Raw genomic sequence first — 23,213 nt, forward strand, 5'->3', positions numbered from 1 at the left:
AAAAATAACATCTATTGAACAGAAATGCAATAGTTTTTTTTCATATTCGCTAAATTCATTTTTGAAAGCTTCGCCCCGCATTTCTGTCGTAATACACTATGCAGCGGCACCCCGCTTGGTGTCTGCGGAAGCGCATCGGCCGAATCCATTTTTTTCTTCACGGAAAAAATAAAAAAAGAGCCTGTGGACAGGCTCCCCGCTTCTGTATATAGAGCTTAACTTGCACGTAAAATAGTAGGCCTACTGCCGGGCTTGTGCCGGTCTACGCTTCGAGTACGAACAAACGGCGGGTCAGCATGCTGAGCCGGTCGTCGATATCGCGCTTGAGCGAAGGGCAGGGAACTTCATTGCGCATATCCAGCAGATGGTTGATCTGATCCTGGATCATGCCGATTTCGCGTTCGATCTCCGTCCGTCGGAACAGGTTCTCGAGCTGGCCGAGCGTATCGTGGTATTCATAGACGACGTTCGTATGCTGGCCTTTGATCTCGACGATTTTGACGACTTTGCCGTTCTCGTAGGTGTACATCATCACAAACGTAGCGTATATCCGCTTAACGATGGCCGAACCTTTGAATTCCGCTATCGCCTTACGCATAAGATTAGTCAAACGCAGACTCGTTACACGGCAGGATCCCGAGCTAATATACTGCTTACCGACGCGTTCAAACGAAAGAACGATCTCTTCTCCCGCTTCTTCCTGAAAGACAAACTCCTGGTTTCCGTTCTCGATGACTTTGACCTGAGCCGTGATTTGCTGGTCGGCAAACATTTGGACAAATTTGGACATTTCGGCTTCCGTTAATTGCAGGCGGGTTTTGACATATTCAGTCGCTAACCTCTGTGCCATGGAAATCCCTCAATTCTATTTTTTCAACGCCTTTGATCTTGCCTACTTCATATTATACTACATCAAGACTTAATATTCCTGCGTGCGATGCATGAAAATCCGGCGAAAACAGGAAAAAACGCTCTCCTGCCTGAAAAAATTGGCTATCAGCACCGTTTAGTCTCCAATTGCCTTGAAAACTCATCGCTTTCCATATAGACTTCCCAAAATAGTCTTCCATACGGCTGTTTACCCGTTCATGCTTCCGATTAAACAAAAAAAGCGCGGAATCCGCGCTTTTCACTTTCAATGCCGTTATCGACCGTCGGTCAGGAATTTAATTTTTCAGCTCCCGGTATTTAAGAAAGGAATATAAGGTCGGGACGAGCACGCTCAGCAAAATAACGACTAGACCGAACCAGACGGGCACGACCGCCGGGAACAGCGACACTCCGATAAATACGACTCCCGCCAGCATCCAGACGGGACCGGCCATCCGGTGGGTCCGGCGCCATACCTCCTCGTCAGCCAGCGTCCACGGAGTCCGGATGCCGAACGTATAGTTGGGGCGCGCGCGTCCCATATAGTTGCCGACCACCATCCAAAGAGCGCCGACGCCAAGCGGAACCCAGAAGTTGACGGGCACGTCGTACCCGAGATTGGTGAGCAGGGTGATGAAGAAAACGCCGCTTAACAAAACCGTGATTAAAATCCGGAAAAGATCGTAAAACCCTTGGAATTTCTCGTAATTCGTACGTTTCGGATCCAGGGATGGCGACCATTTCATCAGCAGAGGAAGACCCAGGCTGAGGACGGATATCAGAATCAGGAACGCCCCTTTGCTCTGGTATCCGTTGGCTTCACCGCCCGTTCCGAAGTGGACAGCCATTTGCTCGGGCAATCGGTCGTAAACCCCTAAGGCGTAAAGGATGGGCGCGGCGGCAATGAGCAGCAGCAGGGTGTCCTTCCACGTCCATCTCGGCGTTTTACGAATCGCGTTAGTCATGTTGATTTCCTCCTTCGTCTTTATGCGTAAAATCCATCAACCATCCCAGAGCATCCTGGATAACGGTCGTGTTCAGCGAATAGATAATGCTTTGGCCTTTGCGTTCGTCCAGCACCAGCTTAGCCTGCTTCATGACGCTCAGGTGATGGGAGATACTCGGTTTGGACATTTGAAAATGGTCGGCGATTTCGCCCGCGGATAAATCCCTTTCCTTCAGGAGCTTCAGGATTTGTCTCCGCGTCGGGTCCGACAGGGCTTTAAAGGTATCGTTCACCACCCTCACCTCCTCATGAAAACTTATTTGAAATAGCAGGATGATAGAAAGGAACCGGGTGTGCGGCAGTTTCCGGGTTACAAGTACAGCTGCCAGCCGATCGCAAGCACTGTCGTTCCGACGAAAGCGGCGATGGCTTCGGCCTGGGGCAGCGATTTTTTGGCGGCTGCCGTTACGGCCAGGTTCAGCAGGGAATGAACCGGTATGAGAATGACCACCGACCAGGGATAGCGGGCTATGCACAAGGCGGCGCCGATGTGGAAAGCGCTGGCGAAAACCCGTTCGATGAGTCCCCATGCCGGATGGGCCCCGTATGTCCCCTGAGCCTCCAGCATGGCTTTGGCCTGCATAGCTTTCTCATCCGTGCGCTTGGAAAGGGAGATTACCGCGAAAAGAGTTACGAGCGTGTACACGATCTCGATCGCGGCCCAGCCTATGCCTATCGAAGCCGCGGAGCCGATCGTCATACCGGCTGCAAGCAACGTAAACAGACGGACAAGCTCCTCCAGAGGTCCGGATGACGACACGAGCAGCAGGCGCCCTTTAGCGGCGGGCATCCGGGCTGCAAGAAAACTTACCGGTCCTCTCAGAACGAGAGCCGCTATCCAGCCGGCTGCGCCCAGGAGGACAAGTTTTACGGTTACGGCCACACCCTGATAGTCGAAAAACGCCCAGAAGGCAAGCGGTATCAGGAGATAAAGCGGAGACATGAGCTGGGCCAAGCGAATGTGGTGATCCTGAAGTTGTTTGGAATCGGCAGGCTGGTTCACGGTCGGCTGCACATCCTTTATCGTTCTTAATTAGATATTTAGATAAATGTCTAAATAAAGAATACAATGTTTTCCGCTCTCCGTCAAGAGACCGTTCCGCCCTTCTTATGTTCGGCCGTACAAGGCCCCCGACCGCGGCATTCGGCATTACGCGGCGTTCATCCCTTCACCGGGCGGACAGCAAAAAACCGTCTCCGTAAGAGACGGTTCTCGCCCTGCGGCCGCGGCCTAACGAGAGGCCACGGAATTTATTGCTCCGAAGGGGCCGATTCCGGCAAAGCTTCGCTATCCGGCTCCTGCTGTCCCCAGCCGATGGCGGACTCCAGGATCTCCCACAGCTCGTCCTTCCCCATTCCCGTTTCCGATGAGAAGATGATAAAAGGACCGGAACGGTCAAACTCCAGATCGTCCTTGATGATCTTGGCGTGCTTCTGCCACTTGCCTTTGGGCACCTTGTCCGCTTTGGTCGCAACCACAATAACCGGCACGTCCATATGCTTCAGCCATGCGTACATGGCCTGGTCGTCCTTGGACGGCGGGTGACGCAGATCGACCAGCTGCATGACCGCTTTCAGCGGTTCCCGCTTCAGCAGGTAATTTTCGATAAACTTGCCCCATTCGGCACGTTTCGTTTTGGAAACTTTGGCATAGCCGTAACCGGGAAGATCGACGAAATATAAGTCATCATTAATGCGGTAATAATTGAGGGTTTGCGTTTTGCCCGGCTGGGAGCTTGTCCTGGCCAGATTTTTACGGGAAATCATGCGGTTGATGAGCGAAGACTTACCCACGTTGGAACGCCCTGCCAAAGCAATCTCCGGCAAGGCATCCTCAGGGTATTGTCCCGGTCCCACCGCACTGATAATAAATTCAGCCTGGTTGACCTTCATGTTTCACACTCTTTTCATCGATATGCGCCCGGTCTCCGCTTTGGGGAAAGGAAGACGGGAAGATCTCCGGCGCTTAAGCCTTCAGATCCACTTCCTTGACGAGCGCGTGTTCCAGTACCTGGTCCATATGAGAGACCGGAATAAACGTAAGATCGTTACGGACGCTTTCGGGAATATCCCGGATGTCTTTCTCGTTGTCCTTCGGCAGGATGATGGTGCGGATTCCCGCGCGATGCGCGGCAAGCGCCTTCTCCTTCAGTCCGCCGATCGGGAGGACGCGGCCGCGCAGCGTAATCTCCCCGGTCATCGCCACTTGGCTGGACACGGGGATGTTCGTCAGCGCGGAAATCAGCGCCGTTCCCATCGTAATCCCCGCCGACGGTCCGTCTTTGGGAATCGCGCCTTCGGGAATATGAATATGGATATCATTCTTTTCATGGAAATCCGGCGCGATTTTGAGCTGCTCCGCTCTTGAGCGGGTGTAGCTGAATGCCGCCTGGGCGGATTCCTTCATCACGTCGCCGAGCTTGCCCGTCAGCGTCAGCTTGCCGCTGCCCGGCATAACCGTGACTTCGATGACCAGCGTATCGCCGCCCACTTCCGTCCAGGCAAGACCCGTCACGGCACCGATCTGGTCCTGCTCTTCCGCCATATTATAGCGGAATTTAGGCGGACCGAGGTCTTCTTTGACGGTGTCGACCGTAACCTCAACCGTCCGGCCGGGTTCGGAGACGATTTTCTTGGCGGCCTTACGGCAGATCGCGGCAAGCTGCTGCTCCAGATTGCGGACGCCCGCTTCGCGGGTGTACTCGCGGATCACCTGGAGCAGAGCATCGCGGTTCATCACCATCTGGCCGTCTTCGAGCCCGTGATCGCGTTTCTGCTTAGGCAGCAGGTAGCTGTCCGCGATTTCAAGCTTCTCGATTTCCGTGTAGCCCGGAAGGTACAGGACTTCCATCCGGTCGAGCAGAGGCCGCGGAATGTTGTGCAGGGCGTTGGCCGTCGTAATGAACATCACGTTGGAAAGATCGAACGGCACTTCGATAAAGTGGTCGCTGAACGTGTTGTTCTGTTCCGGATCGAGCACTTCAAGAAGTGCGGCAGCCGGATCTCCACGGAAGTCCATCGCCATTTTGTCGATTTCATCGAGCAGGAACACCGGGTTCACACTGCCGGCCGTCTTCATGGCCTGGATAATCCGTCCCGGCATAGCCCCGACATACGTGCGGCGGTGGCCGCGGATTTCGGCCTCGTCCCGGACCCCGCCCAGTGAAATGCGGACGAATTCACGGTTCATCGATTTCGCGATCGAACGCGCGATGGACGTTTTACCTACTCCCGGAGGACCCGAAAGGCAAAGGATAGGCCCTTTCAGCTTTTTGACGAGCTTCTGGACCGCCAAATATTCCAGCACGCGTTCTTTCGGTTTTTCCAGTCCGTAATGATCGGCGTTCAAAATTTCTTCCGCTTTATGAATATCGAGATCGTCTTCCGTCTTCTTCGTCCACGGGAGGGCGAGCAGCCAGTCGATATAATTGCGGATAACGCTTCCTTCCGCCGACGTGGAAGGCATTTTCTCGAGACGGTCGATTTCCTTCTCGATTTTTTCCTGAACGTTCTCCGGCACTTCCGAAGCGGCAAGCTGGCTGCGGAGCTCTTCGATCTCTCCGGCCCGGCCTTCTTTATCTCCGAGTTCCTTCTGAATCGCCTTCATCTGCTCGCGCAGGTAGTATTCCTTCTGCGTCTTCTCCATCTGTTTCTTCACGCGCTGGCTGATTTTGCGTTCCAGTTCAAGCACTTCGCGTTCGTTATTCAAAATACTAAGCAGTTTTTCCAGACGGCTTCGCACGTCCACCGTTTCCAGAATATCCTGCTTATCTTTGATTTTAAGGGAAAGATGGCTGCAGATGACATCGGCAAGTCGCCCCGGCTCGTCAATGTCGGATACCGCTGCCAAAGTTTCCGGCGTTACTTTCTTGGACAGCGTAATGTAGTGCTCGAACTGATTGAGCACCGTACGCATCAGCGCGTCGATTTCGGCGTCGTTCACTTCTTCTTCGGGAAGCTCTTTCGCGTTGACCTCATAAAACTCGTCGTTGGCGATGTACTCCGCGATCTCCGCACGGACGACTCCTTCTACAAGCACGCGAATCGTACCGTTCGGAAGCTTGAGCATTTGACGCACTTTCGATATGGTCCCGACCCGGTAAATATCTTCCTTGGCGGGTTCTTCTATATTCACTTCGGCCTGGGAACAGAGCAGGATCATACTGTCTTCGATCATTGCTTTTTCCAAGGCTTTGACCGACTTCTCCCGGCCTACGTCCAGATGCAGTACCATGCTCGGATATACGAGCAGTCCCCTGAGAGGCAATAACGGCAGGCGGCGTATCCGCGTTTTATTAGTCCCCATGTTCCGACACCTCCACTTTTTTACTGGTGGGCTAATGCTGTAGATAACATTTTAACAAAATTGTCTGCAAAACACCAATTGGGCACAAAACGGCCCCCGGAAAGGAATTTCTCCCTGCCGAAAGCCGCTTCTGCCCGGAGACGGAATATTACGATTTGGCGGATTCCGATCCGTCGGTCGGTCCCGCGTGCAGGAACGGCATCGTGCCCGTCATCATCTGCTCTCCCGCCGCAGGCATCGGAATGACATTGCCGCCGATCTGCAGGCCCAGGGCAAGCGAAAGCACCTCTTCGACCGATTCTACCGCGACCACCTCGACACCCGGCAGATCCGCGAAAAGCTCCTGCCAGTTCTCCTTCGGAATGAGCACGCGCGTCGCCCCCGCCTGGAAGGCGGCTTCTACCTTGGCGACCACGCCGCCCACCGGCTTCACTTTCCCGTGTATGCTCATCTCGCCGGTCATGGCAAGCTTGTTGTCCACGGGAATCTGGTGAAGGGCCGAAGCGATCGCCGTGGCCATGGCGATTCCCGCCGACGGTCCGTCGATGGGCGTACCGCCGGGAAAGTTGATATGCAGGTCGTAGTCCGATGTGCGCAGCCCCATCCGTTTCAAGACTGTCAGCACATTTTCAACGGAGCCGCGGGCCATGCTTTTGCGGCGGAGCGTCCGGGAACCTCCGCCCATCTCTTCTTCGTCGACGACTCCGGTGATGTTAAACGAACCGCTTCCCGGACGGGCGGCGGGGATCGCGATAACTTCCAGCTCCAATAGCGTGCCCAAATTCGGACCGTATACCGCAAGCCCGTTAACAAAACCGATCTGCGGCTCCGAAGGGATTTTGCGTTCCGGTCTGGGCTGGATCTGGGAGCTGTTGACGACCCACTCGATATCGGCCGCCGTCACCTCTTCGCGTTTGTCCGTCAGAGCGAGTCCGGCCGCGAGCTGAATCACATTGACCGCTTCGCGGCCGTTTGTGGCATAGCGCTTGACGACGTCAATAGCGGATTCATTCGCCGGGAACCCGATTTTGGCCAGCGCATTGGCCGCGATTTCGCCGATTTCCTCCGGAAGGAGCGGACGAAAGAAGATTTCCATACAGCGGGAACGGATAGCCGGAGGAATTTCATTCGGCGTGCGCGTCGTTGCCCCGACGAGACGAAAATCCGCAGGCAGCCCGTTTTGAAAAATATCATGGATAAAGTTCGGAATGTTGTTGTCTTCCGAATTGTAATAGGCGCTCTCCAGAAAAACTTTACGGTCTTCCAGCACCTTGAGCAATTTATTCATCTGGATCGGATGGAGTTCCCCGATTTCGTCAATGAACAAGATACCTCCGTGAGCCTTCGTAACGGCACCCGGCTTCGGCTGCGGAATCCCGGCAACGCCCATTGCGCCGGCGCCCTGGTAAATCGGGTCGTGAACGGAGCCGATCAGCGGGTCGGCGATTCCCCGCTCGTCGAAACGGGCCGTAGTCGCGTCGATTTCGGTAAATTTCGCTTCGTTGCGGAACGGCGACTGCGGATTTTTCTTCGCTTCTTCCAGAACGACCCGGGCAGCCGCCGTTTTTCCCACGCCCGGAGGACCGTAGATCAGCACATGCTGGGGATTCGGACCGCACAGAGCGGCTTTTAACGCTTTAAGCCCTTCTTTTTGGCCGACGATATCCTGCATGCTGGAAGGTCTTGTTTTTTCCGCCAGAGGCTTGGTCAACGAAACGGACCGGAGTTTTCTCAGCTTCTCCAGCTCTTTCTTCGACTCTCTATCGATGGCAGACCGGTTGGTCTGCTGGTTGCGCAGTAAATTCCAGAAGTACATCCCGATGACAACGGCAAAAAACACCTGAATCAACATTAAAATCATACTAAAGCTCATATCCATTTTATCTTCAGTCCTTTCCGGTCCGGTCTCATACATGGCAGTATTCCCCTCCTGTGACGGAATAATCATGCCGTTCAAATGTTTTCTCCCCGAATAGTGAATGAGAGAACCGATGGCGTAGAAAGCTACGCGTATACTTATTCCGGAAAGGATGGACCGGATGTTTACCAAACGTTTACTGGCGGGCACTTGTCTGGCCGCTTGCATAACCGGCTTTTCTTTGCTTTCCGCGGCTTGCGGAGCGCAAAACCGGCTCGCCGAAACCAAGCCTCATACCGGCGATCCCGCAGCACAGGCATCCAGGCTTGCAGCCGATGCCGGAAAGTCGCTCCTTACGGGGAAAGCCCATGCGGAATCGCTGCCCGAGGCAGAACCCCCGCCGACGTCCGACACCGGCTTTTTCACGGTTCCGCCAAAAGACGCTTCCAGAACCAACAGCCATATAAATCCGCCTGATGTGCTGATTGATGTCGGACACGGCGGCATTGACGGCGGGGCCGTTCACGGCAGCCTGCTCGAAAAAGACATCAACCTGGCCGTTGCCAAACAGACTTATCAACTGCTGACGAAAGCGGGCTACCGGGTCGTATTGAACCGCGACAAAGACTACGCTCTGAGCGACGACAACAAATGGCTCAATAACCGCAGCCGGCATATTCGGGATCTTGCCCAGCGGATGCAGATGGCTAACGACCTTAAACCGAAGCTGCTCATTTCGCTTCATGTCAATTCTTCTTTCGTCCGGTCCAAAAAAGGGCCGTATGTGCTGCATCAAAACAATGCGGGTTCACTTTTTCTAGCCACCCAGATTCAGGAGCGCTTAAATGCCCTTTCCGGAACCCGGCATCTTCCTATCCACGGTAAAACGTATTATCTTCTTAAAAGGGCGCAGAGCCCGGCGGTTATCGTGGAAGTCGGATTTATCACGAATGCGGAGGACCGGACACGGATGACTAGCGACGAAGGTCGGCAAAAAATCGCCGCAGCGATCCGGGATGCCGTTGCCGCTTATATCGCGCATGGAGATTTAGGACCCGGACCTAGCGGGAAAGCAGGCAGCGCTCCTTTACCGGTAAAATAACGGGCAACCGGTAGCTCAACAGGGAAAGGCAGCTTGGGGCTAAAGCAGGCGAAAAGATTTCGGCAGTGCTGCCAGAATAAGCTCCAGGATGGCGGAGGGCGAAAATGCCCGGTACCGTCTCCACCCCGCTTCTGTGGATAGTTCAAAACTCTGCATACAATAATTTGGGGTTAAATTCCGGCACACGGTGACGATAACAGTTAGGATTGCATTCCGGCATACACTAATTTTAGGACAAGCACCGGTTTGTGCAAATGTCAGTTCAAGCTTCAACAAAAAAAGTCACGATCCCAGAGGATCGTGACTTTGCTTTTTTAACGTTCGTACCGGTCGCCCCAGCCTAAGCCGGGGAATTCTTCCGCATCAGGAATGCTGGGCTTGAGCCTGCTTCTGAGCGAGCTCGATACGCTCTTGATGCTGGCGGCGTCCCGGAATTTCACCCGTACGGTTGAATTCATGGACAATGATGTCGATTTCCTTCTTCAGTTCATTCAGAAGCTCGGCTTCCGGTACCTTGCGAACCATCTCCCCGTAGCGGAAAAGCAAGCCCTCGCCTCTCGCTCCGGCAATTCCGATATCGGCTTCGCGGGCTTCGCCCGGGCCGTTCACGGCGCAGCCGAGTACGGAAACTTTAATCGGCACCTTAAGGTTGGCAATGTAAGCCTCGACTTCATTCGCGATGGAAAAGAGGTCGATGTCCAGACGTCCGCAGGTCGGACACGAAATCAGCGTCGCCGCATTGGTAATGAGGCCGAATGTTTTCAGCAGCTCGCGGGCGACTTTCACTTCCTCGACCGGATCTGCGCTGAGCGAGATCCTCATCGTGGAGCCGATGCCCATGCTGAGCAGCGCGCCCAGCCCCGCGGCGCTCTTCACCGTACCGGAAAACAGCGTTCCCGCCTCGGTAATACCGAGGTGAAGCGGATAATTAAATGCCTGTGCAGCCTGGGTATACGCGGCAATCGCCATAGGCACATCGGACGCCTTCAGGGACACGATGATGTCGTGGAAATCGAGCTCTTCCAAAATACCGATGTGGAACAAGGCGCTCTCCACCATCGCCTCAGGCGTCGGATAACCGTATTTCTCCAAGAGGTGGTTTTCCAAAGAACCGGCGTTTACGCCGATACGGATCGGAATTCCCCGCTCTTTACAAGCCTTCACAACGGCTTCGACTTTCGAGCGGCGGCCGATGTTGCCCGGGTTGATCCGGACTTTATCGATGCCGTTCTCAATGGCAGCCAAGGCGAGGCGATGATCGAAATGAATATCCGATACAAGCGGAATGTTAATCTGCTTCTTGATTTCCTTGACGGCGTCCGCCGCTTCCATATTGTTGACGGTCACACGGACGAGCTGGCAGCCGGCTTCTTCCAGACGGTGGATTTCGGCTACCGTCGCTTTGACGTCCGCCGTTTTCGTCGTACACATACTTTGAATGATAACCTCGTCGCTGCCGCCGATCGTTAAATCTCCGACACGAACCGGTCTCGTATCTTTTCTGTGAAACATACGTGTCTTCTCTCCCATGAACCAAACATCCTCCGCGCCGCATCGGCAGAAGCCGCGCCGGCCTCAAATGATGAAGCGGGCAGCCAAGGCCGGGCAGCTTGGAGGCTGTCGGTTACTCTATAGTATGAGCTCCAGTCTCAACCGAGATCAGGCGCTTTCTTCTTTCTTCTTGTTGACATCCTGGCCTTCCTGAGAGGAAAGAATAGGGGTCAATTTATCCTGAACCGTATCTTTCGTAACGGTGCAGTTCGTTACATCCGTGCGGGACGGCACGTCGAACATCACATCAAGCATAATGCTTTCGATGATGGCACGAAGACCGCGGGCACCGGTGTTGCGCTTAATGGCTTCCTTGGCGATAGCATCCAGCGATTCCGCATCGAATTCGAGCTTGACGTTATCCATGTCGAGCATCTTCTGATACTGCTTCACGAGCGCATTCTTCGGTTCGGTGAGAATACGAACGAGAGCGGCCTCATCCAGCGGTTCCAGTGTGGAAACAACCGGCAGACGTCCTACGAACTCCGGAATTAATCCGAATTTCAGCAGATCTTCAGGCAGTACCATGGACAAGTATTCGCCCGGTTTCAAATCGGTTTTCAGTCCGTCGGAGCTGAAGCCGATGACTTTCTTCCCGATTCTGCGCTTGATGATTTGCTCCAGGCCGTCAAACGCGCCGCCGCAGATGAACAGGATGTTCGTCGTGTCGATCTGAATGAATTCCTGATGCGGGTGCTTGCGTCCGCCTTGCGGCGGTACGGAAGCGACCGTACCTTCCAGAATTTTCAGAAGGGCCTGCTGTACGCCTTCGCCGGACACGTCGCGTGTAATCGACGGGTTCTCGGATTTACGGGCAACTTTATCGATTTCATCGATGTAGATAATGCCGCGCTCGGCTTTCTCCACATCGTAGTCGGCCGCTTGGATCAGCTTCAGAAGAATGTTTTCGACGTCCTCGCCCACGTAGCCGGCTTCCGTAAGGGAAGTCGCATCCGCGATGGCGAAAGGAACGTTGAGAATTTTGGCAAGCGTCTGGGCGAGAAGGGTCTTCCCGCTTCCCGTAGGACCGACGAGAATGATATTACTCTTCTGCAGCTCCACTTCCTCCAGCTTGCTTTGGGAGTTAATCCGCTTATAGTGATTGTAAACGGCAACGGACAGCGATTTCTTCGCCTGATCCTGGCCGATTACATATTGATCGAGAATGCCGCAAATGTCTTTCGGCTTCGGAATGTCTTTAAGATCCAGCTCTTCCTCGTGTCCGAGCTCCTCTTCCACGATTTCCGTGCACAATTCGATGCACTCATCGCAGATGTAAACGCCGGGACCCGCAACGAGTTTACGGACTTGATCTTGGGACTTTCCGCAGAAAGAACATTTCAACTGACCTTTTTCATCGTTGAATTTAAACATTGGATCACTCCTTTAAGATTTCAGGTCGCTTCGAGTGATGACTTCGTCGATCAAACCGTACGCCTTCGCATCTTCCGCGCTCATGAAGTTATCGCGGTCTGTATCGCGATCTATTTTATCATACGGCTGGCCGGTATGCTTCACATAGATATTATTCAGCTTCTGCTTCGTTTTAATGATCCAGTCGGCGTGGATTTTGATATCCGACGCCTGCCCCCGGACACCGCCCAGCGGCTGATGGATCATAACCTCGCTGTTCGGCAAAGCAAAACGCTTGCCGGGTGCGCCGGCCGTCAAAAGCAGAGAACCCATGCTCGCTGCCATGCCCACGCAAATCGTCGACACGTCCGGTTTGATATGCTGCATCGTATCGTAAATTCCGAGTCCGGCCGTTACCGAGCCACCCGGAGAATTAATGTATACGTGAATGTCTTTCTCTGCGTCCTGGGACTGTAAAAACAGCAGTTGGGCAATGACAAGGTTAGCCACATCATCATCAATCGCGCTGCCGATAAAGATAATACGGTCTTTGAGCAGGCGAGAATAGATGTCGTAGGAACGCTCACCACGGGCTTCTTGCTCCACAACCATAGGGATAAGACTCATTGGACCAACTCCTTTGCGGGTACTTACTTTTCATTTTACCATGTTTAAAAGGTAAAGTCATTTTTAGGATAAATCCCGCCAAAAATCGTTTCCGCGGCTGTTTTCGGGTAAAACAAAGGCACGCTTTGGATTACGTGCCTTTGTATGTGTCCTATTTTACAGCTTTTGTCGGGATCGTGCAGTGCCTGTGAAGGCGAAGCGATTTACTCGGCCGCTTCTTCTTCTTTAGCTTCCTCTTTCGCTGCTTTTTTAGCTTTCGTTTCTTTCTTAGCCGGCTTTTCCTTCTCTTCCGTGCTGTTAGCGAGCAGGAAGTCTACGGTTTTGCGAACAGCCAGATCCTGCTTGATGCCTTCCAGGCTGCCGTTAGCTTCGAAGATCGAACGAAGCTCTTCAACGGATTTCTGGTACTGCTCGGCAAGACGCTCCAGCTCGGCGTTCACGTCTTCGTCCGTCGCTTCGATTTTCTCCGCGACCGCGATCGCTTCAAGAACCAGGTTGTTGCGGACGCGTTTTTCGGCGTCTTCTCTCATTTGAGATTTCAGCACGTCCACGTTCTGGCCGGAGAATTGGAAGTACAGATCCAGCGTCATGCCCTGCATGCGCAGACGTCTTTCGAATTCACTTACCATCTGGTCGAGTTCGGTTTCGATCATGGAAGCCGGGATTTCAACGTTCGCGTTAGCTGCGGCCTTCTCAACCACGGCCGTTTCACGCTGAACTTCCGCCTCCTGCTTCTTCTTCTCTTCCAGGTTCTTCGCGATGTCCTGCTTGTACTCTTCGAGCGTGTCGAATTCACTTACGTCTTTAGCGAACTCGTCGTCGAGCACAGGAAGGTTTTTGCGTTTGATGTCATGCAGCTTCACTTTGAAAGTAGCCGCTTGACCTTTAAGCTGCTCGGAGTGGTATTCTTCCGGGAATGTCACTTCGATATCCTTCTCTTCGTCCTTGGTCATGCCGACGATTTGCTCTTCGAAACCAGGGATGAAGCTGTTGGAGCCCAGCTCAAGGGAATACTTCTCCGCTTTGCCGCCTTCAAACGCTTCGCCGTTCACGAATCCTTCGAAGTCGATGATCGTGATGTCGCCGTTAGCCGCCGCGCCTTCTTCAACCACGACAAGCTCAGCGTGTCTTTGCTGCAGGCGTTCCAGCTCTTCGTCGATTTCTTTCGGAGTTACCGCGCTGTCGGCTGCAGGAATCGCGATGCCTTTGTAGTCGCCGAGTTCCACTTCCGGCTTCACGGCTACTTTCGCTTTGAACTTCAGGGCTTGGCCTTTGCCGAATTGTTCAACGTCCACTTCAGGACGGTCAACAGGCTCGATGCCCGTTTCTTGAACGGCCTGCATGTAAGCTTCCGGCAGAATGATGTCCAGTGCATCCTGGTACAGGCTTTCGATGCCGAAACGCTTTTCAAAGATGGACCGCGGTACTTTACCTTTGCGGAATCCCGGAACGTTCACTTTGGCTACGACTTTCTTAAAAGCTCTGTCGAGAGCGTCGGCAACTTGCTCCGCTTCCACTTCGATATCAAGAACTGCAGTGTTCTTCTCTATTTTTTCCCAGCTTGCTTTCATTTTATGCTTTCCCCTCCAAAAATGTACCCTGACAAGTATTTTTTCACGTTCTGACCTCGTAAATAAGCTTATAAGCCTTTTAGTGGCCATTATAACCATTCTAGTATACCACAAAACCTTGCTTTTTCAAGCGACTGACTGGAATGCCTTTATTTTACCCGCCCGTGTACAAAGCCTGGATAAAAGATTGCAGGCAAGCGTAAGCTTCGCCCCACGGCTGCAGCATGGAAGCGGTGATCCCGTACTGCTCCCGCAGGTGCTCCCTGTCCGCGCTCCCGAACAAAGATTCGTGAAGAACGGTATGCAGGGCGCTCGCCCAGACGTCCACTTCTTCTTCCCGGCAGTTGCTCATGGACGTGTACAACTCCGTGCCGTACACCGTTTTGAGAAATTCCATCCACGTCTGCTCCGCAAAAAAACCGAAGTCCGGCTGCTCAGACTCGCTGATCTGCTGAACCCGGTAAACCATCTCGCGGATCCGCTCCGGAAAATCTTCCAGCTTCAGCGGCGTATCCTCGGTGCGGAGCACGATTTTGTTCTGGGCGCGGGCAAGCACGACCGGCCCTTTGCCTCCCCGCTGCTTCAGCATCTGCAAGGCTCTGAACTGGACGAAAGGATGGCTCCGGGCCGTATGGAGCCACTCTTTTACAAACTCGTCGATCCGGTCGTCCTCCGCAAAAGCAAGCTGCTCCAGGGCAATCATCTGCCGCTCCATATCCGTACCGTCTTCGAGCATATCCAGCAGACGCCCGACATACTGCCGGCCTTCCGCGGATTTTCCGGCGACGGACTGGCGCTTGAGATCTTCCTCGGTAATCTCCTCCTCTTCTCCGCCCTCCTTCATGATGGCGTCGTCGTACAGAGTTTCCGGGAACATCGTTTCCAGCCATTGCAGGAGTGCTCTCCACTGGGCTTGTTTCTCGGCGTCCTCCCTGGCGAACTGCAGCAGGTAACGAAGCAGGCGGACCGCTTCTTCATAGCGTTCCTGCTCCAGCAGCTCGGTCATCTGCTTCTCGTAGGAAGCGGCCGTTTTCGGAAATAAAACTACATTATCGTAGGAATGAGTCAAAGGTTCCACCTCAAAGCCGATCTCGTCCCGGCTGATTTTGAAAATTCTCTCGCAGACGCTCCTGCAAAAAGTTCATCCATAAAGTGTACCGGATTACCGGGAGGAAATCAAAAGAGCGGGATTATAGGAGGGAAAGAAGCACGAAATTATTCATGCCAAAATAATTCAATTTATGACTAGAAGTATTTTCCTTATTCTGTTAAGATCTGTTTTGTGACTATTTATCTATATCGAGAGGGTGTCAAGTGTGAAAAGTCAGATTTTTAAAAAATGGTGGTTTTGGGTGATCGTCGTCGTATTCATCGGCGCATTGGCAAACAACAATAACAGCGATAAAGAAAAAGCGGAAGCAGCACCTAAACAACAGCCTGCCGCTACACCGGCCGCAACCCAGCCACCCGCTGATGCAGTCGTTCAAAAAGAAGCTCCCGCGACGGCAACGCCGGCTCCAACCGACGCTAAAAAAGAAGCCGATAAAAAGGAAACATCCGATAATAAGTTCGGAAATATCGGAATTACCGCTAACCAGTTCAAGACCGCCTTCAATAAGGCAGCCGCTGAATTCAAATCCGATTTGAAGATAGGCAGCCTGAAAGTGGAAGACGGAGCCGTGCAGAACACTTTTTCGACAAAGTTGACGGAGCACCTTTACGTAAACGGATCCGTTAATAAAAGCGACGGAAAGTTAAGAGAGGTTTATGTTTTAGGAAACGGGGACGGAACACCTAAATCCGGAGCTGATCTGATGGTGTCCTTCGGTCTCATCGTTACGGCAACCAATCCTAATTTAAGCGCCGACGAGAGAGGCACCGTCTTTAAAGATTTAGGGTTGATCGGGGATAATGTGGATATCAAAAAATTAGATAAATCCATTGTTAGAAAAAACATTAAATACACCATTAAATATATGGATCAGATCGGATTTATGTTTATCGCCAGCGATCCGAACGAAAAATAATATTTACACAAAAAAGAACCGCGGATCTCCTTCTTTTCTTAAGGAAGATTCTCGCGGTTCTTTTTGATTCGATAACAAATCGAACAATCAGACCAGTTCAACGACCGGAATCTCTCCGGCGCATTTGTTTAACCCGGCGGGCCGGCCGCCTCTCCGTACAAGCGTAAAGTATTCGTAGCGCCCGATAACCGAATAATCGCCGTGCATGACGCCCGGGTAAGCCCGGTCCACGGAATAGACCTGGCTTTTATGCGCCTGGAGCGCTTCTCCCTTGCGGCTGCGGAATTCGGATATGTTCACGCGTGCCGTAATGGGGCAGCATTCGGACGGCCCGCAGTCTCCGCAGTGGTCGTAGTAGTTCGGAATGGACGCGTAATAAAGGTCGGGCGCGGCCCGACCGTCCGCCGCTAATCCCTCGACCGCCCGCAGCACCGCCTTGGAAATGGCGATATGGTCGGGATGCCCCGTAACTCCGTCCGGGGGAAACGTGACGACGAGATGAGGCTGCAGGGCCTGAATCGTTGCGGCTACCCGGGCGGCCAGCAGATCTTCGCGGACCCCGGCAAGGCCGCCGTCCGGGTAGCGGTAGAAGTGAACCTGCTCAACGCCGAGAACGTCTGCCGCCCGGCGGAGCTCCCCTTCCCGGTACAGCGCGATCTCTTCCCTGCAGGTAAACGTATACTCCCCTGTTTTGCCTTTGCAGCCGGACGTGGCGCAGGCCAGATGGACAGCATGTCCACGCTCCGCATATTTGGCGATCGTGCCTCCGCAGGCAAACGATTCGTCGTCCGGATGCGCAAAAACAAAGAGCAGCGTTTTTCTCATAACGTCCCCGACCCTCCTCCGGTTTACGGCAGCAGGGTGAGCCCCTGGGCGATTACTCCGTAAATCGGTTCTTTTTTTATTTCTTCCAGATTACATGAAGGGGCGAATTCGCGCAATTTTTTCGTTAAACGACTCCGCACAAATTCATTATTCTGGAGAACCCCGCCCTGGAGAATCAAAGTGAAGGAAGTGTCTTTCATTCCAAGCTTGTCGATAACGGCCCGCCCCCCGTAAAAAAGCTCATCCGCCGCAGCTTCGAGGATACGCATGGAAGCCGCGTCCCCCTCACGCGCGGAATCGCTGACGAGAAGCGACAGCTCCGCAACGGTGTCTACCCGGTAGTCCGCCGAATAGACCCAGTTGTACAGCTCCTCCTCCGAGCGGAGGTCAAGATAGGGAAGCACTCTGCGGGCGAGGCTTGTCGGCCCCTGTCTGCCGTCCAAACTCTGCAGAATGGCCGTAAGAGCCTGCTTGCCGATCCAATACGCGCTCCCCTCGTCTCCGACCCTGTAACCCCAGCCGCCCGCGCGTGCGCTGCATCCCTGCACGTTGACGCCGTAGACGATGGAGCCGGTGCCCGCAATGAGAAGGACGCCCGGTTTGCCGTCCGTCGCTCCGAGCAGCGCGGCAAGCCCGTCGTTCTCGACAACGATGCGGTCCGCCCGAATCTCCGCCTTGGAGAGGGCTTCCCGGACGAGCGCTTCAATGATCTCCCGGTCATAGCCGGTATCCAGCCCGGCCATTCCGAAGACGGCGCATTCGACGCTCAGCGTTTCGTCCGGGCCGGCAGGCTCCGGCAGATCCTCTCTGGCGATCCGCATGGCCCGCACCAGCTCATCCGCGGCCGCTTCCGTGCCTGTCGTCTGATAATTGCAGGAACCTCCCCGGCCGGTTCCCTCTATTTCCCCCTGCTTACCGGTAAAAACAGCCAGGCACTTGGTTCCACCGCCGTCTACGGCAAGCAGCGGAATTTTGCGCCCCTTCATTGGCCGGAGCTCCATCCTTCAAGCGCCGCATCCAGATGCGACAGCGCCTCTTCCGTTTGGCTCTGCGAGTCCCGGAGCCAGTCTTCCTGGGCTTGCTGGCGGCTGCGGCGGTCTGCGATCGTGCGGCGGATTTCGTCCGGAGCGGGACCTCCGGGCAGGGTGCGGATGTAGACGAAGTGGACCGGGTCCAGCGAGCTGCGGAACGCTTCCTCCGTAATCGATAAGTCGCGGCCGATCACCTGGCGGGCAATCCCGTTGACCATCTCCAGCGTGATCTCGTTGGCCGCCAGTCCTTCGGCTACCGCCCGTTTCACGACGCCGCTGACGATGTGATGGGCTTTGCGGAAAGACAGATTGTCGGTCCGCACCAACGTATCGGCAAGCTCGGTCACCGTGGCGAAGCTTCCTTCCGTCCGCTTGCGCAGCACTTCCTTGTCCACATGAATCGTGCCGATGACGCAGGACAGGAGACGGTACATCTGATCGAGGACGGCCAAGGCTTTCCACGCGTAAGGCTGCATGTCGTCTTCGGTGTCGACGATGTCGCCGAAAGGCGTGTTGTGCATCATCGTCAGAACGGTCTGGGTGTTCCCCACGCAGCTCGAAAGAAGCGAGCGCATATGTTCGAACGAGACCGGATTCCGTTTCTGCGGCATGATCGACGAGATCTGAACGTAAGGGTCCGCAACGCGCAGAGCGCCGAATTCCTGTGTGCACCACAGCAGGAAATCCTGGGAGGAGCGGCCGAGGTTAATGGCGGCCAGCTGCACCGCCGTCGCAATCTCCCCGACATAATCGGCACCGCCGATGGCGTCGTAGGAGTTGTAAATCAGCTCGTCAAAGCCAAGCAGTTCCTGCATTCTCTCCCGGGAAATATTGAACCCCGAGGTAGTCAGGGCGGCGGAGCCCATGCTGCTGCGGTTGCAGTTGGCGTAGGCGGCCTGGAGGCGGCGCACATCCCGGTCGAGCGAATCCGCCACCGCCATGATGTAGTGAGCAAGCGTTGTCGGCTGCGCCTGCTGGGTATGCGTATAGCCGATCATGATCGTTTCGGCGTGTTCCTCGGCGAAGGCGAGCAGCTGGCTTTTCAGGGCAAGCGCTCCCCGGATCGTGGTCTGGAGCTTCTCCCGGAGCACGATGCGGTAAATCGAGATGCCCATATCGTTGCGGCTGCGGGCCAGATGCAGATTGCCGGCGATGTCTCCCGCCGCTTCCAGCAGATCGCTTTCCACCTGGAAGAACAGGTCTTCGAACTGGCCGGTATATTCGGCCCGGCGAAGTCCTTCCAGATCCAGCCCGCGGATCGCCTTCGCGATTTGCGCCGCTTCTTCTCCGGTAACGAGCCCCTGGTCCTTGAGCATAATCAGGTGCGCTTTGTTAATCGCCATCATGGGGCCGAGAAGGCTTGCTTTCGCTTCGTTGAATGCGGGTTTAAGCACAGCTTCCGTATAAGTCAGTCCCGGAAAAGCCGCCCCTTCTTCCTGTAAAATCTGTTCGCGGTTTCTCATGCAGTCCATTCCTCCTAATGGTACTTTCTATATGTTTATGATGCCGGCAGACTCTGTGCGGGTTCAGGGAGTGCAGCGGCCAAGCCAGTTCGCTATAAGCGCGTTCATATTGGCCGTAACCTCGCCTACAATCCAGTCGCCTGCCTGAAGAGAAATCTGGCGGATGTGCCCCGTGTAGCCCTCCCAGCCTTCCGGCGTGCCTTCCACCAATACGTAAGGCATCGGGGAAAGCGGGGGAGGCGGAGTCAGCTCCGCGTCTTCTTCCGAAACATGAACCAGGTCGGGACGGAACGCTTTGACAGCGGACATTTCGTAAGGACCGCCATGTCCTCTTCCTGTCGTCCCTTGAAAAAATCCGAGCTTTTCCGGAGCGTCGGCGGCAGCCAGCTGCCACCAGTTGATCAGGAGAAAGCTTGCATCCTTCCAGCGGGAAGTCACTTCCTCGGCTACCGTTCTGGAGACGCCGATATTGCCGTCATGGGCGTTAAGCAGCACGATTTTTCTCAGGCCCGAACGGCAAATGCCTTCCAGCACATCGCTCAAATACCGATGAAACACGGCCGGATCGATGGAAATGGTACCGGGATAATCATTCGTTTTGCCCGGACATGCCGTGTAAGGAACGGCCGGGTATACGAGCGGTTTTAACCCCTGGTCAATAAGGGAGGCAAAGCCTTGGGCCAGAAAAAAATCCGTCCCCAGCGGAGAATGCGGACCGTGGTATTCGAAGCTGCCAAGCGGAACGACCGCAAAGGCGGCACTCGCGAAAGCGGCCTCGGCATGCCTTCCGTGAATATCTAGCGCCTGCATCTTATCCCCTCCGGTTTCTTTAGGTTGTCACTGCTCTTTTGATCAAGCGGACCGCGATAGAACGGAGGATCGGAAGATCCCCCGCTGCGGTCTTTCTTCATTAATAATGACTAGCCCTGAAGAAAGGCTGCCATGCTTTTTCAAATAAAAGAACGGTACAAGTTCAAATCACGACTGCCTATCTTACTGCTTCAGGCTGATCATGTTCACGAACATCCGGATGGAGCCCGGAACAAGACTAGGCATTTCACGGTACCACACAAGCGAGCTGTACGTGTACGTGCCTTTGCCGTAATCGGCGGACAGGAAGGTGCCCGTAAATTCTTTCTCGCCCGGATCGCCGTTGGAAATCAGTTCGGTATACTCCTTGCCCCACTCAGCCGGATTATAAGCCGAACGGTCCTGAATCCAGTTCTGCCAGTCGGCGTCCGTAATTTTGTTCGGCGTATTGAAAATCTTGTGATCCGGAGCCAGCATGGTGACCTTCGAATTCTCGTCGGTTACCCTCCATTGAATGAGAGGCTGGCCGATTTTGATCGGGTACGGAGCGAGGTCCGGCGTCCATTTGTCTTCCGGCTTGTGGTACTGAACGACCAGGTTGCCGCCGTTTTTCGCATAATCAAGCAGACGCTGGTTGCTCGGAATCAGCTCCGGACGGAACGCGTAAGCGCGAATGCCGAGCACGATCGTATCGTATTGGGACAGGTCCCCGAACTGGATCGCTTTCGCATCCAGATTCGTCACGTTAACGCCTACCTGGCGCAGAACGGCGTCGATATTGTCAAAGCCGCTGGAAACGTAGCCGACTTTAAGATCTTTAGGCAAGTTAAGATCGAAAGCTTGAATCGTCAGTGTGGCCGGCTTAACGTAATAGGTCGTGCCGATATGCGGGTACGAAATAACCTGCACCGTCCGGCTCGTGTCGGTCTGCCCTTCTTTGGCCACAGCGGAAATTTCCACCTTGCCCGGTTTCACGCCCTTCGGCGCTTTCACGGTAAACTCGACGGCTTTCGTTTCGTTCTTCGCCGCAAAGCTCACTTCCCGGGAAGCGGGCTCGATCGTCCAGCCTTCCGGAGCTTTCAGCGTCACGGTCGTTTTGGAAGCTCCCGGCGCGTAATTGCGGGCGGTTACTTTCACCGGTACCGCTTCGTCCGGCTTAAGCGTATTGAACACGGCCGCTTCCGGGCTGAGAGTCAGGGACGTTGCCGGAAGAACGGCAACCGCGTTGTCCGGTACCGCGTGGACGTTTGCCTGCGTGCCGTAGGCTGTGTATGTAACATCAGCGCTGATGAGCGGCAGGGCGTACGGATTGAAGTCGGCGGATTTCGCCGGAACGGTCACTTCGAACTCGGTCTTGACCGTCTGGTTGTAGCCCAGTTTCTTGAATTCGGCGACGCCCGCCGGCTTGGCCGTCCAGCCTTCGGGAACGTTCAGCTTCATCGCGATGTCCGAGACATCCACGCTGCCGCCACTGTGTGCGGTAACCGCTACCTTCGCCGTCTGTCCGGCTACAAGCTCGCCCGATACGGGCTTCACTTTAACGGTCAGAGAGGCCGCTTCCATGCTTGCTTTGTTAAGCTGATCGGTTTTCACCTGAAGCCTATGAAGGAGATCTGTTTTAATAGAAGATTCTAAAGTGGATTTTTCCACATTTTCAATCGCTGACTTTACGTCCGCTTTCATCTCATGAACCTCGCGTGCGACGCTCGCGAATTTCGGATAAGCGGCTATAACTTCATTGGCATCCTGCTGCAGGGTTTTCAGATCTTTGACGATCTTGTTGTCCTTGCCTTTGGTGTCCAGTTCTTTGGCAAGATCCTCGAACGTAAAGGAAATACCCTCGAAGAGCGAGCTGCTTTTCGAAACGGCTGCCTTGTCGTTCCCCGCCGTCCCTGCCAGCTTGTAATAGGAGTTGCCGGGACCTTCATCTACGTGGCGGCCCATGCCTTGGCTTTTGTGCATAAAACGCGACTCTTCACCCAATTGGGAGTAGGAGGCTCCGTAAATTTCGTTATAATCTCCGACCGGAAGGGCGACATCGTAATCTTTGTCCGTGGCCGGGAGATACAGCTTCTTCGGCTGCCATACGGCAAGGCCTTCTTTAAGCTGCTCCGGGAAAATCGCCGGATTGCCTGCGTCTTTGAACGCCCGTACCGTCAGCACGTTGATGGCCCGGTGATGCCCGTGCGTGGACGCTTCGTTGAGGAAAGCGGGAATCAGCACATCCGGCCGCTTCTGGCGGATTTGACGGATCAGCCGCTCGTAGGCGACGGATTCGCCCCACTTTTCCAGCGTTTCGTCCGGGCTTTTGGAAAAGCCGAAATCGTAGATCGGATCGTCGAGCTTCACGCTGAGGTTCGCCAGCGTAATGTTCGTGATCTTGGAAGCTTCCTGCAGTTCCCGGGTCCGGATAATGCCGAGGGCATTGCCGAGCTCGCTGCCGATTTCGTTCTGTCCGCCTTCTCCGCGGTTGGCGATGACACTGGAGGTGTCGGCCCCTTGACCGAGAGATACATACGCGAGTGTAGCACTGTGCTCATCATCGGGGTGAGCCCCCGTGTTCATGGCACTGGCGATTGTGGTGAGCGGCTTGATCGATTTCCAGAGATCGACAACCCCTCTGTCGGCCGAGGCTGTCTGCGGCGCCGCCGGTAAGGCGACGGTTCCGACAACCGTCAGCGAGACGGCGGCTGCCACCCACTTTTTCATCCATCTGTTTGCACTTGCTTGACTCAATCGCTTCTCCTCCTCAGGCGTAAAAGTGGCGGCAGGAATGCTGCGTGACTCCCTGCCTTTATCAAAATCGCGGGACG

19 protein-coding genes are annotated in these 23,213 nt (G+C 54.5%); 2 read left to right on the forward strand and 17 right to left on the reverse strand.

The genetic code is table 11. The annotated features are described in order from the left end of the window. Positions 1–262: 262 nt before the first annotated feature. The 7 genes from C4S74_RS12835 to lonB form a co-directional block, all read right to left on the reverse strand. The gene (locus C4S74_RS12835) at positions 263–850 is read right to left on the reverse strand and encodes a non-ribosomal peptide synthetase module (RefSeq protein ID WP_103995721.1); all 588 of its coding nucleotides are present in this window, start codon (positions 848–850) and stop codon (positions 263–265) included. A gap of 316 nt (positions 851–1,166) precedes the next feature. Beyond that, positions 1,167–1,835: an SdpI family protein gene (locus C4S74_RS12840; RefSeq protein ID WP_103995722.1), complete on the reverse strand. Its 669-nt coding sequence runs from the start codon at positions 1,833–1,835 to the stop codon at positions 1,167–1,169. Continuing rightward, positions 1,828–2,109: an autorepressor SdpR family transcription factor gene (locus tag C4S74_RS12845; protein ID WP_181024405.1), complete on the reverse strand. Its 282-nt coding sequence runs from the start codon at positions 2,107–2,109 to the stop codon at positions 1,828–1,830. The genes C4S74_RS12840 and C4S74_RS12845 overlap by 8 nt, the downstream gene beginning before the upstream one ends. A 77-nt stretch (positions 2,110–2,186) precedes the next feature. Then, the gene (locus C4S74_RS12850; RefSeq protein ID WP_258042475.1) at positions 2,187–2,879 is read right to left on the reverse strand and encodes a hypothetical protein; all 693 of its coding nucleotides are present in this window, start codon (positions 2,877–2,879) and stop codon (positions 2,187–2,189) included. A 248-nt stretch (positions 2,880–3,127) separates the two neighbouring features. Beyond that, a complete protein-coding gene (yihA, locus tag C4S74_RS12855) occupies positions 3,128–3,769 on the reverse strand; it encodes a ribosome biogenesis GTP-binding protein YihA/YsxC (RefSeq protein WP_103995724.1) in 642 nt (213 codons plus the stop codon). Positions 3,770–3,842: 73 nt separating this feature from the next. Beyond that, positions 3,843–6,182 carry an endopeptidase La gene (gene lon / locus C4S74_RS12860; protein WP_103995725.1) on the reverse strand — a complete coding sequence of 780 codons (2,340 nt, stop codon included), beginning with the start codon at positions 6,180–6,182 and terminating at the stop codon, positions 3,843–3,845. Positions 6,183–6,330: 148 nt separating this feature from the next. Beyond that, on the reverse strand, positions 6,331–8,055 hold the full coding sequence (gene lonB, locus C4S74_RS12865) for an ATP-dependent protease LonB (protein WP_181024406.1): 1,725 nt from the start codon (positions 8,053–8,055) through the stop codon (positions 6,331–6,333). A gap of 166 nt (positions 8,056–8,221) precedes the next feature. Here lonB and C4S74_RS12870 point away from each other — a divergent pair, with 166 nt between their 5' ends. After that, a complete protein-coding gene (locus C4S74_RS12870; protein WP_103995727.1) occupies positions 8,222–9,142 on the forward strand; it encodes an N-acetylmuramoyl-L-alanine amidase in 921 nt (306 codons plus the stop codon). A 363-nt stretch (positions 9,143–9,505) separates the two neighbouring features. Here the strand turns inward: C4S74_RS12870 and ispG are convergent, their stop codons facing one another. The 5 genes from ispG to C4S74_RS12895 all read right to left on the reverse strand — a co-directional run bounded on the left by ispG (position 9,506) and on the right by C4S74_RS12895 (position 15,313). Continuing rightward, the gene (ispG, locus tag C4S74_RS12875) at positions 9,506–10,654 is read right to left on the reverse strand and encodes a flavodoxin-dependent (E)-4-hydroxy-3-methylbut-2-enyl-diphosphate synthase (protein ID WP_009674222.1); all 1,149 of its coding nucleotides are present in this window, start codon (positions 10,652–10,654) and stop codon (positions 9,506–9,508) included. A 147-nt stretch (positions 10,655–10,801) separates the two neighbouring features. Beyond that, complete coding sequence (gene clpX / locus C4S74_RS12880; RefSeq protein ID WP_103995728.1) at positions 10,802–12,067, reverse strand: ATP-dependent protease ATP-binding subunit ClpX; 1,266 nt, start codon at positions 12,065–12,067, stop codon at positions 10,802–10,804. Between the two features lie 12 nt (positions 12,068–12,079). Then, positions 12,080–12,673 carry an ATP-dependent Clp endopeptidase proteolytic subunit ClpP gene (clpP, locus tag C4S74_RS12885; RefSeq protein ID WP_009674201.1) on the reverse strand — a complete coding sequence of 198 codons (594 nt, stop codon included), beginning with the start codon at positions 12,671–12,673 and terminating at the stop codon, positions 12,080–12,082. Between the two features lie 203 nt (positions 12,674–12,876). After that, on the reverse strand, positions 12,877–14,244 hold the full coding sequence (gene tig, locus C4S74_RS12890) for a trigger factor (RefSeq protein WP_103995729.1): 1,368 nt from the start codon (positions 14,242–14,244) through the stop codon (positions 12,877–12,879). Between the two features lie 154 nt (positions 14,245–14,398). Next, a complete protein-coding gene (locus tag C4S74_RS12895) occupies positions 14,399–15,313 on the reverse strand; it encodes a hypothetical protein (RefSeq protein ID WP_103995730.1) in 915 nt (304 codons plus the stop codon). 247 nt (positions 15,314–15,560) lie between these two features. Here C4S74_RS12895 and C4S74_RS12900 point away from each other — a divergent pair, with 247 nt between their 5' ends. Then, positions 15,561–16,271 carry a hypothetical protein gene (locus C4S74_RS12900; protein ID WP_103995731.1) on the forward strand — a complete coding sequence of 237 codons (711 nt, stop codon included), beginning with the start codon at positions 15,561–15,563 and terminating at the stop codon, positions 16,269–16,271. A gap of 87 nt (positions 16,272–16,358) precedes the next feature. Here the strand turns inward: C4S74_RS12900 and C4S74_RS12905 are convergent, their stop codons facing one another. The 5 genes from C4S74_RS12905 to C4S74_RS12925 all read right to left on the reverse strand — a co-directional run bounded on the left by C4S74_RS12905 (position 16,359) and on the right by C4S74_RS12925 (position 23,109). Next, a complete protein-coding gene (locus C4S74_RS12905; RefSeq protein ID WP_103995732.1) occupies positions 16,359–17,096 on the reverse strand; it encodes a PIG-L deacetylase family protein in 738 nt (245 codons plus the stop codon). A 23-nt stretch (positions 17,097–17,119) separates the two neighbouring features. After that, positions 17,120–18,082 carry an N-acetylglucosamine kinase gene (locus C4S74_RS12910; protein ID WP_103995733.1) on the reverse strand — a complete coding sequence of 321 codons (963 nt, stop codon included), beginning with the start codon at positions 18,080–18,082 and terminating at the stop codon, positions 17,120–17,122. Next, positions 18,079–19,590, reverse strand: a complete 1,512-nt coding sequence (gene argH, locus C4S74_RS12915; protein WP_103995734.1) for an argininosuccinate lyase — start codon at positions 19,588–19,590, stop codon at positions 18,079–18,081. The genes C4S74_RS12910 and argH overlap by 4 nt, the downstream gene beginning before the upstream one ends. A 63-nt stretch (positions 19,591–19,653) precedes the next feature. Further along, positions 19,654–20,400: a creatininase family protein gene (locus C4S74_RS12920; protein ID WP_103995735.1), complete on the reverse strand. Its 747-nt coding sequence runs from the start codon at positions 20,398–20,400 to the stop codon at positions 19,654–19,656. Between the two features lie 183 nt (positions 20,401–20,583). Beyond that, a complete protein-coding gene (locus C4S74_RS12925; RefSeq protein ID WP_181024422.1) occupies positions 20,584–23,109 on the reverse strand; it encodes a PIG-L family deacetylase in 2,526 nt (841 codons plus the stop codon). Between the last annotated feature and the right edge of the window lie 104 nt (positions 23,110–23,213).

Source organism: Paenibacillus sp. UNC499MF, from assembly GCF_900107975.1.
Taxonomy (GTDB): Bacteria; Bacillota; Bacilli; order Paenibacillales; family NBRC-103111; genus Paenibacillus_F.

Excerpts from the sequence above, each read along its gene's own strand:
- C4S74_RS12835 (WP_103995721.1), bottom strand. The coding sequence starts at position 850 with ATGGCACAGAGGTTAGCGACTGAATATGTCAAAACCCGCCTGCAATTA.
- C4S74_RS12840 (WP_103995722.1), bottom strand. The coding sequence starts at position 1,835 with ATGACTAACGCGATTCGTAAAACGCCGAGATGGACGTGGAAGGACACC.
- yihA (WP_103995724.1), bottom strand. The coding sequence starts at position 3,769 with ATGAAGGTCAACCAGGCTGAATTTATTATCAGTGCGGTGGGACCGGGA.
- lon (WP_103995725.1), bottom strand. The coding sequence starts at position 6,182 with ATGGGGACTAATAAAACGCGGATACGCCGCCTGCCGTTATTGCCTCTC.
- lonB (WP_181024406.1), bottom strand. The coding sequence starts at position 8,055 with ATGAGCTTTAGTATGATTTTAATGTTGATTCAGGTGTTTTTTGCCGTT.
- C4S74_RS12870 (WP_103995727.1), top strand. The coding sequence starts at position 8,222 with ATGTTTACCAAACGTTTACTGGCGGGCACTTGTCTGGCCGCTTGCATA.
- ispG (WP_009674222.1), bottom strand. The coding sequence starts at position 10,654 with ATGTTTCACAGAAAAGATACGAGACCGGTTCGTGTCGGAGATTTAACG.
- clpX (WP_103995728.1), bottom strand. The coding sequence starts at position 12,067 with ATGTTTAAATTCAACGATGAAAAAGGTCAGTTGAAATGTTCTTTCTGC.
- clpP (WP_009674201.1), bottom strand. The coding sequence starts at position 12,673 with ATGAGTCTTATCCCTATGGTTGTGGAGCAAGAAGCCCGTGGTGAGCGT.
- tig (WP_103995729.1), bottom strand. The coding sequence starts at position 14,244 with ATGAAAGCAAGCTGGGAAAAAATAGAGAAGAACACTGCAGTTCTTGAT.
- C4S74_RS12905 (WP_103995732.1), bottom strand. The coding sequence starts at position 17,096 with ATGAGAAAAACGCTGCTCTTTGTTTTTGCGCATCCGGACGACGAATCG.
- C4S74_RS12910 (WP_103995733.1), bottom strand. The coding sequence starts at position 18,082 with ATGAAGGGGCGCAAAATTCCGCTGCTTGCCGTAGACGGCGGTGGAACC.
- argH (WP_103995734.1), bottom strand. The coding sequence starts at position 19,590 with ATGAGAAACCGCGAACAGATTTTACAGGAAGAAGGGGCGGCTTTTCCG.
- C4S74_RS12920 (WP_103995735.1), bottom strand. The coding sequence starts at position 20,400 with ATGCAGGCGCTAGATATTCACGGAAGGCATGCCGAGGCCGCTTTCGCG.
- C4S74_RS12925 (WP_181024422.1), bottom strand. The coding sequence starts at position 23,109 with ATGAAAAAGTGGGTGGCAGCCGCCGTCTCGCTGACGGTTGTCGGAACC.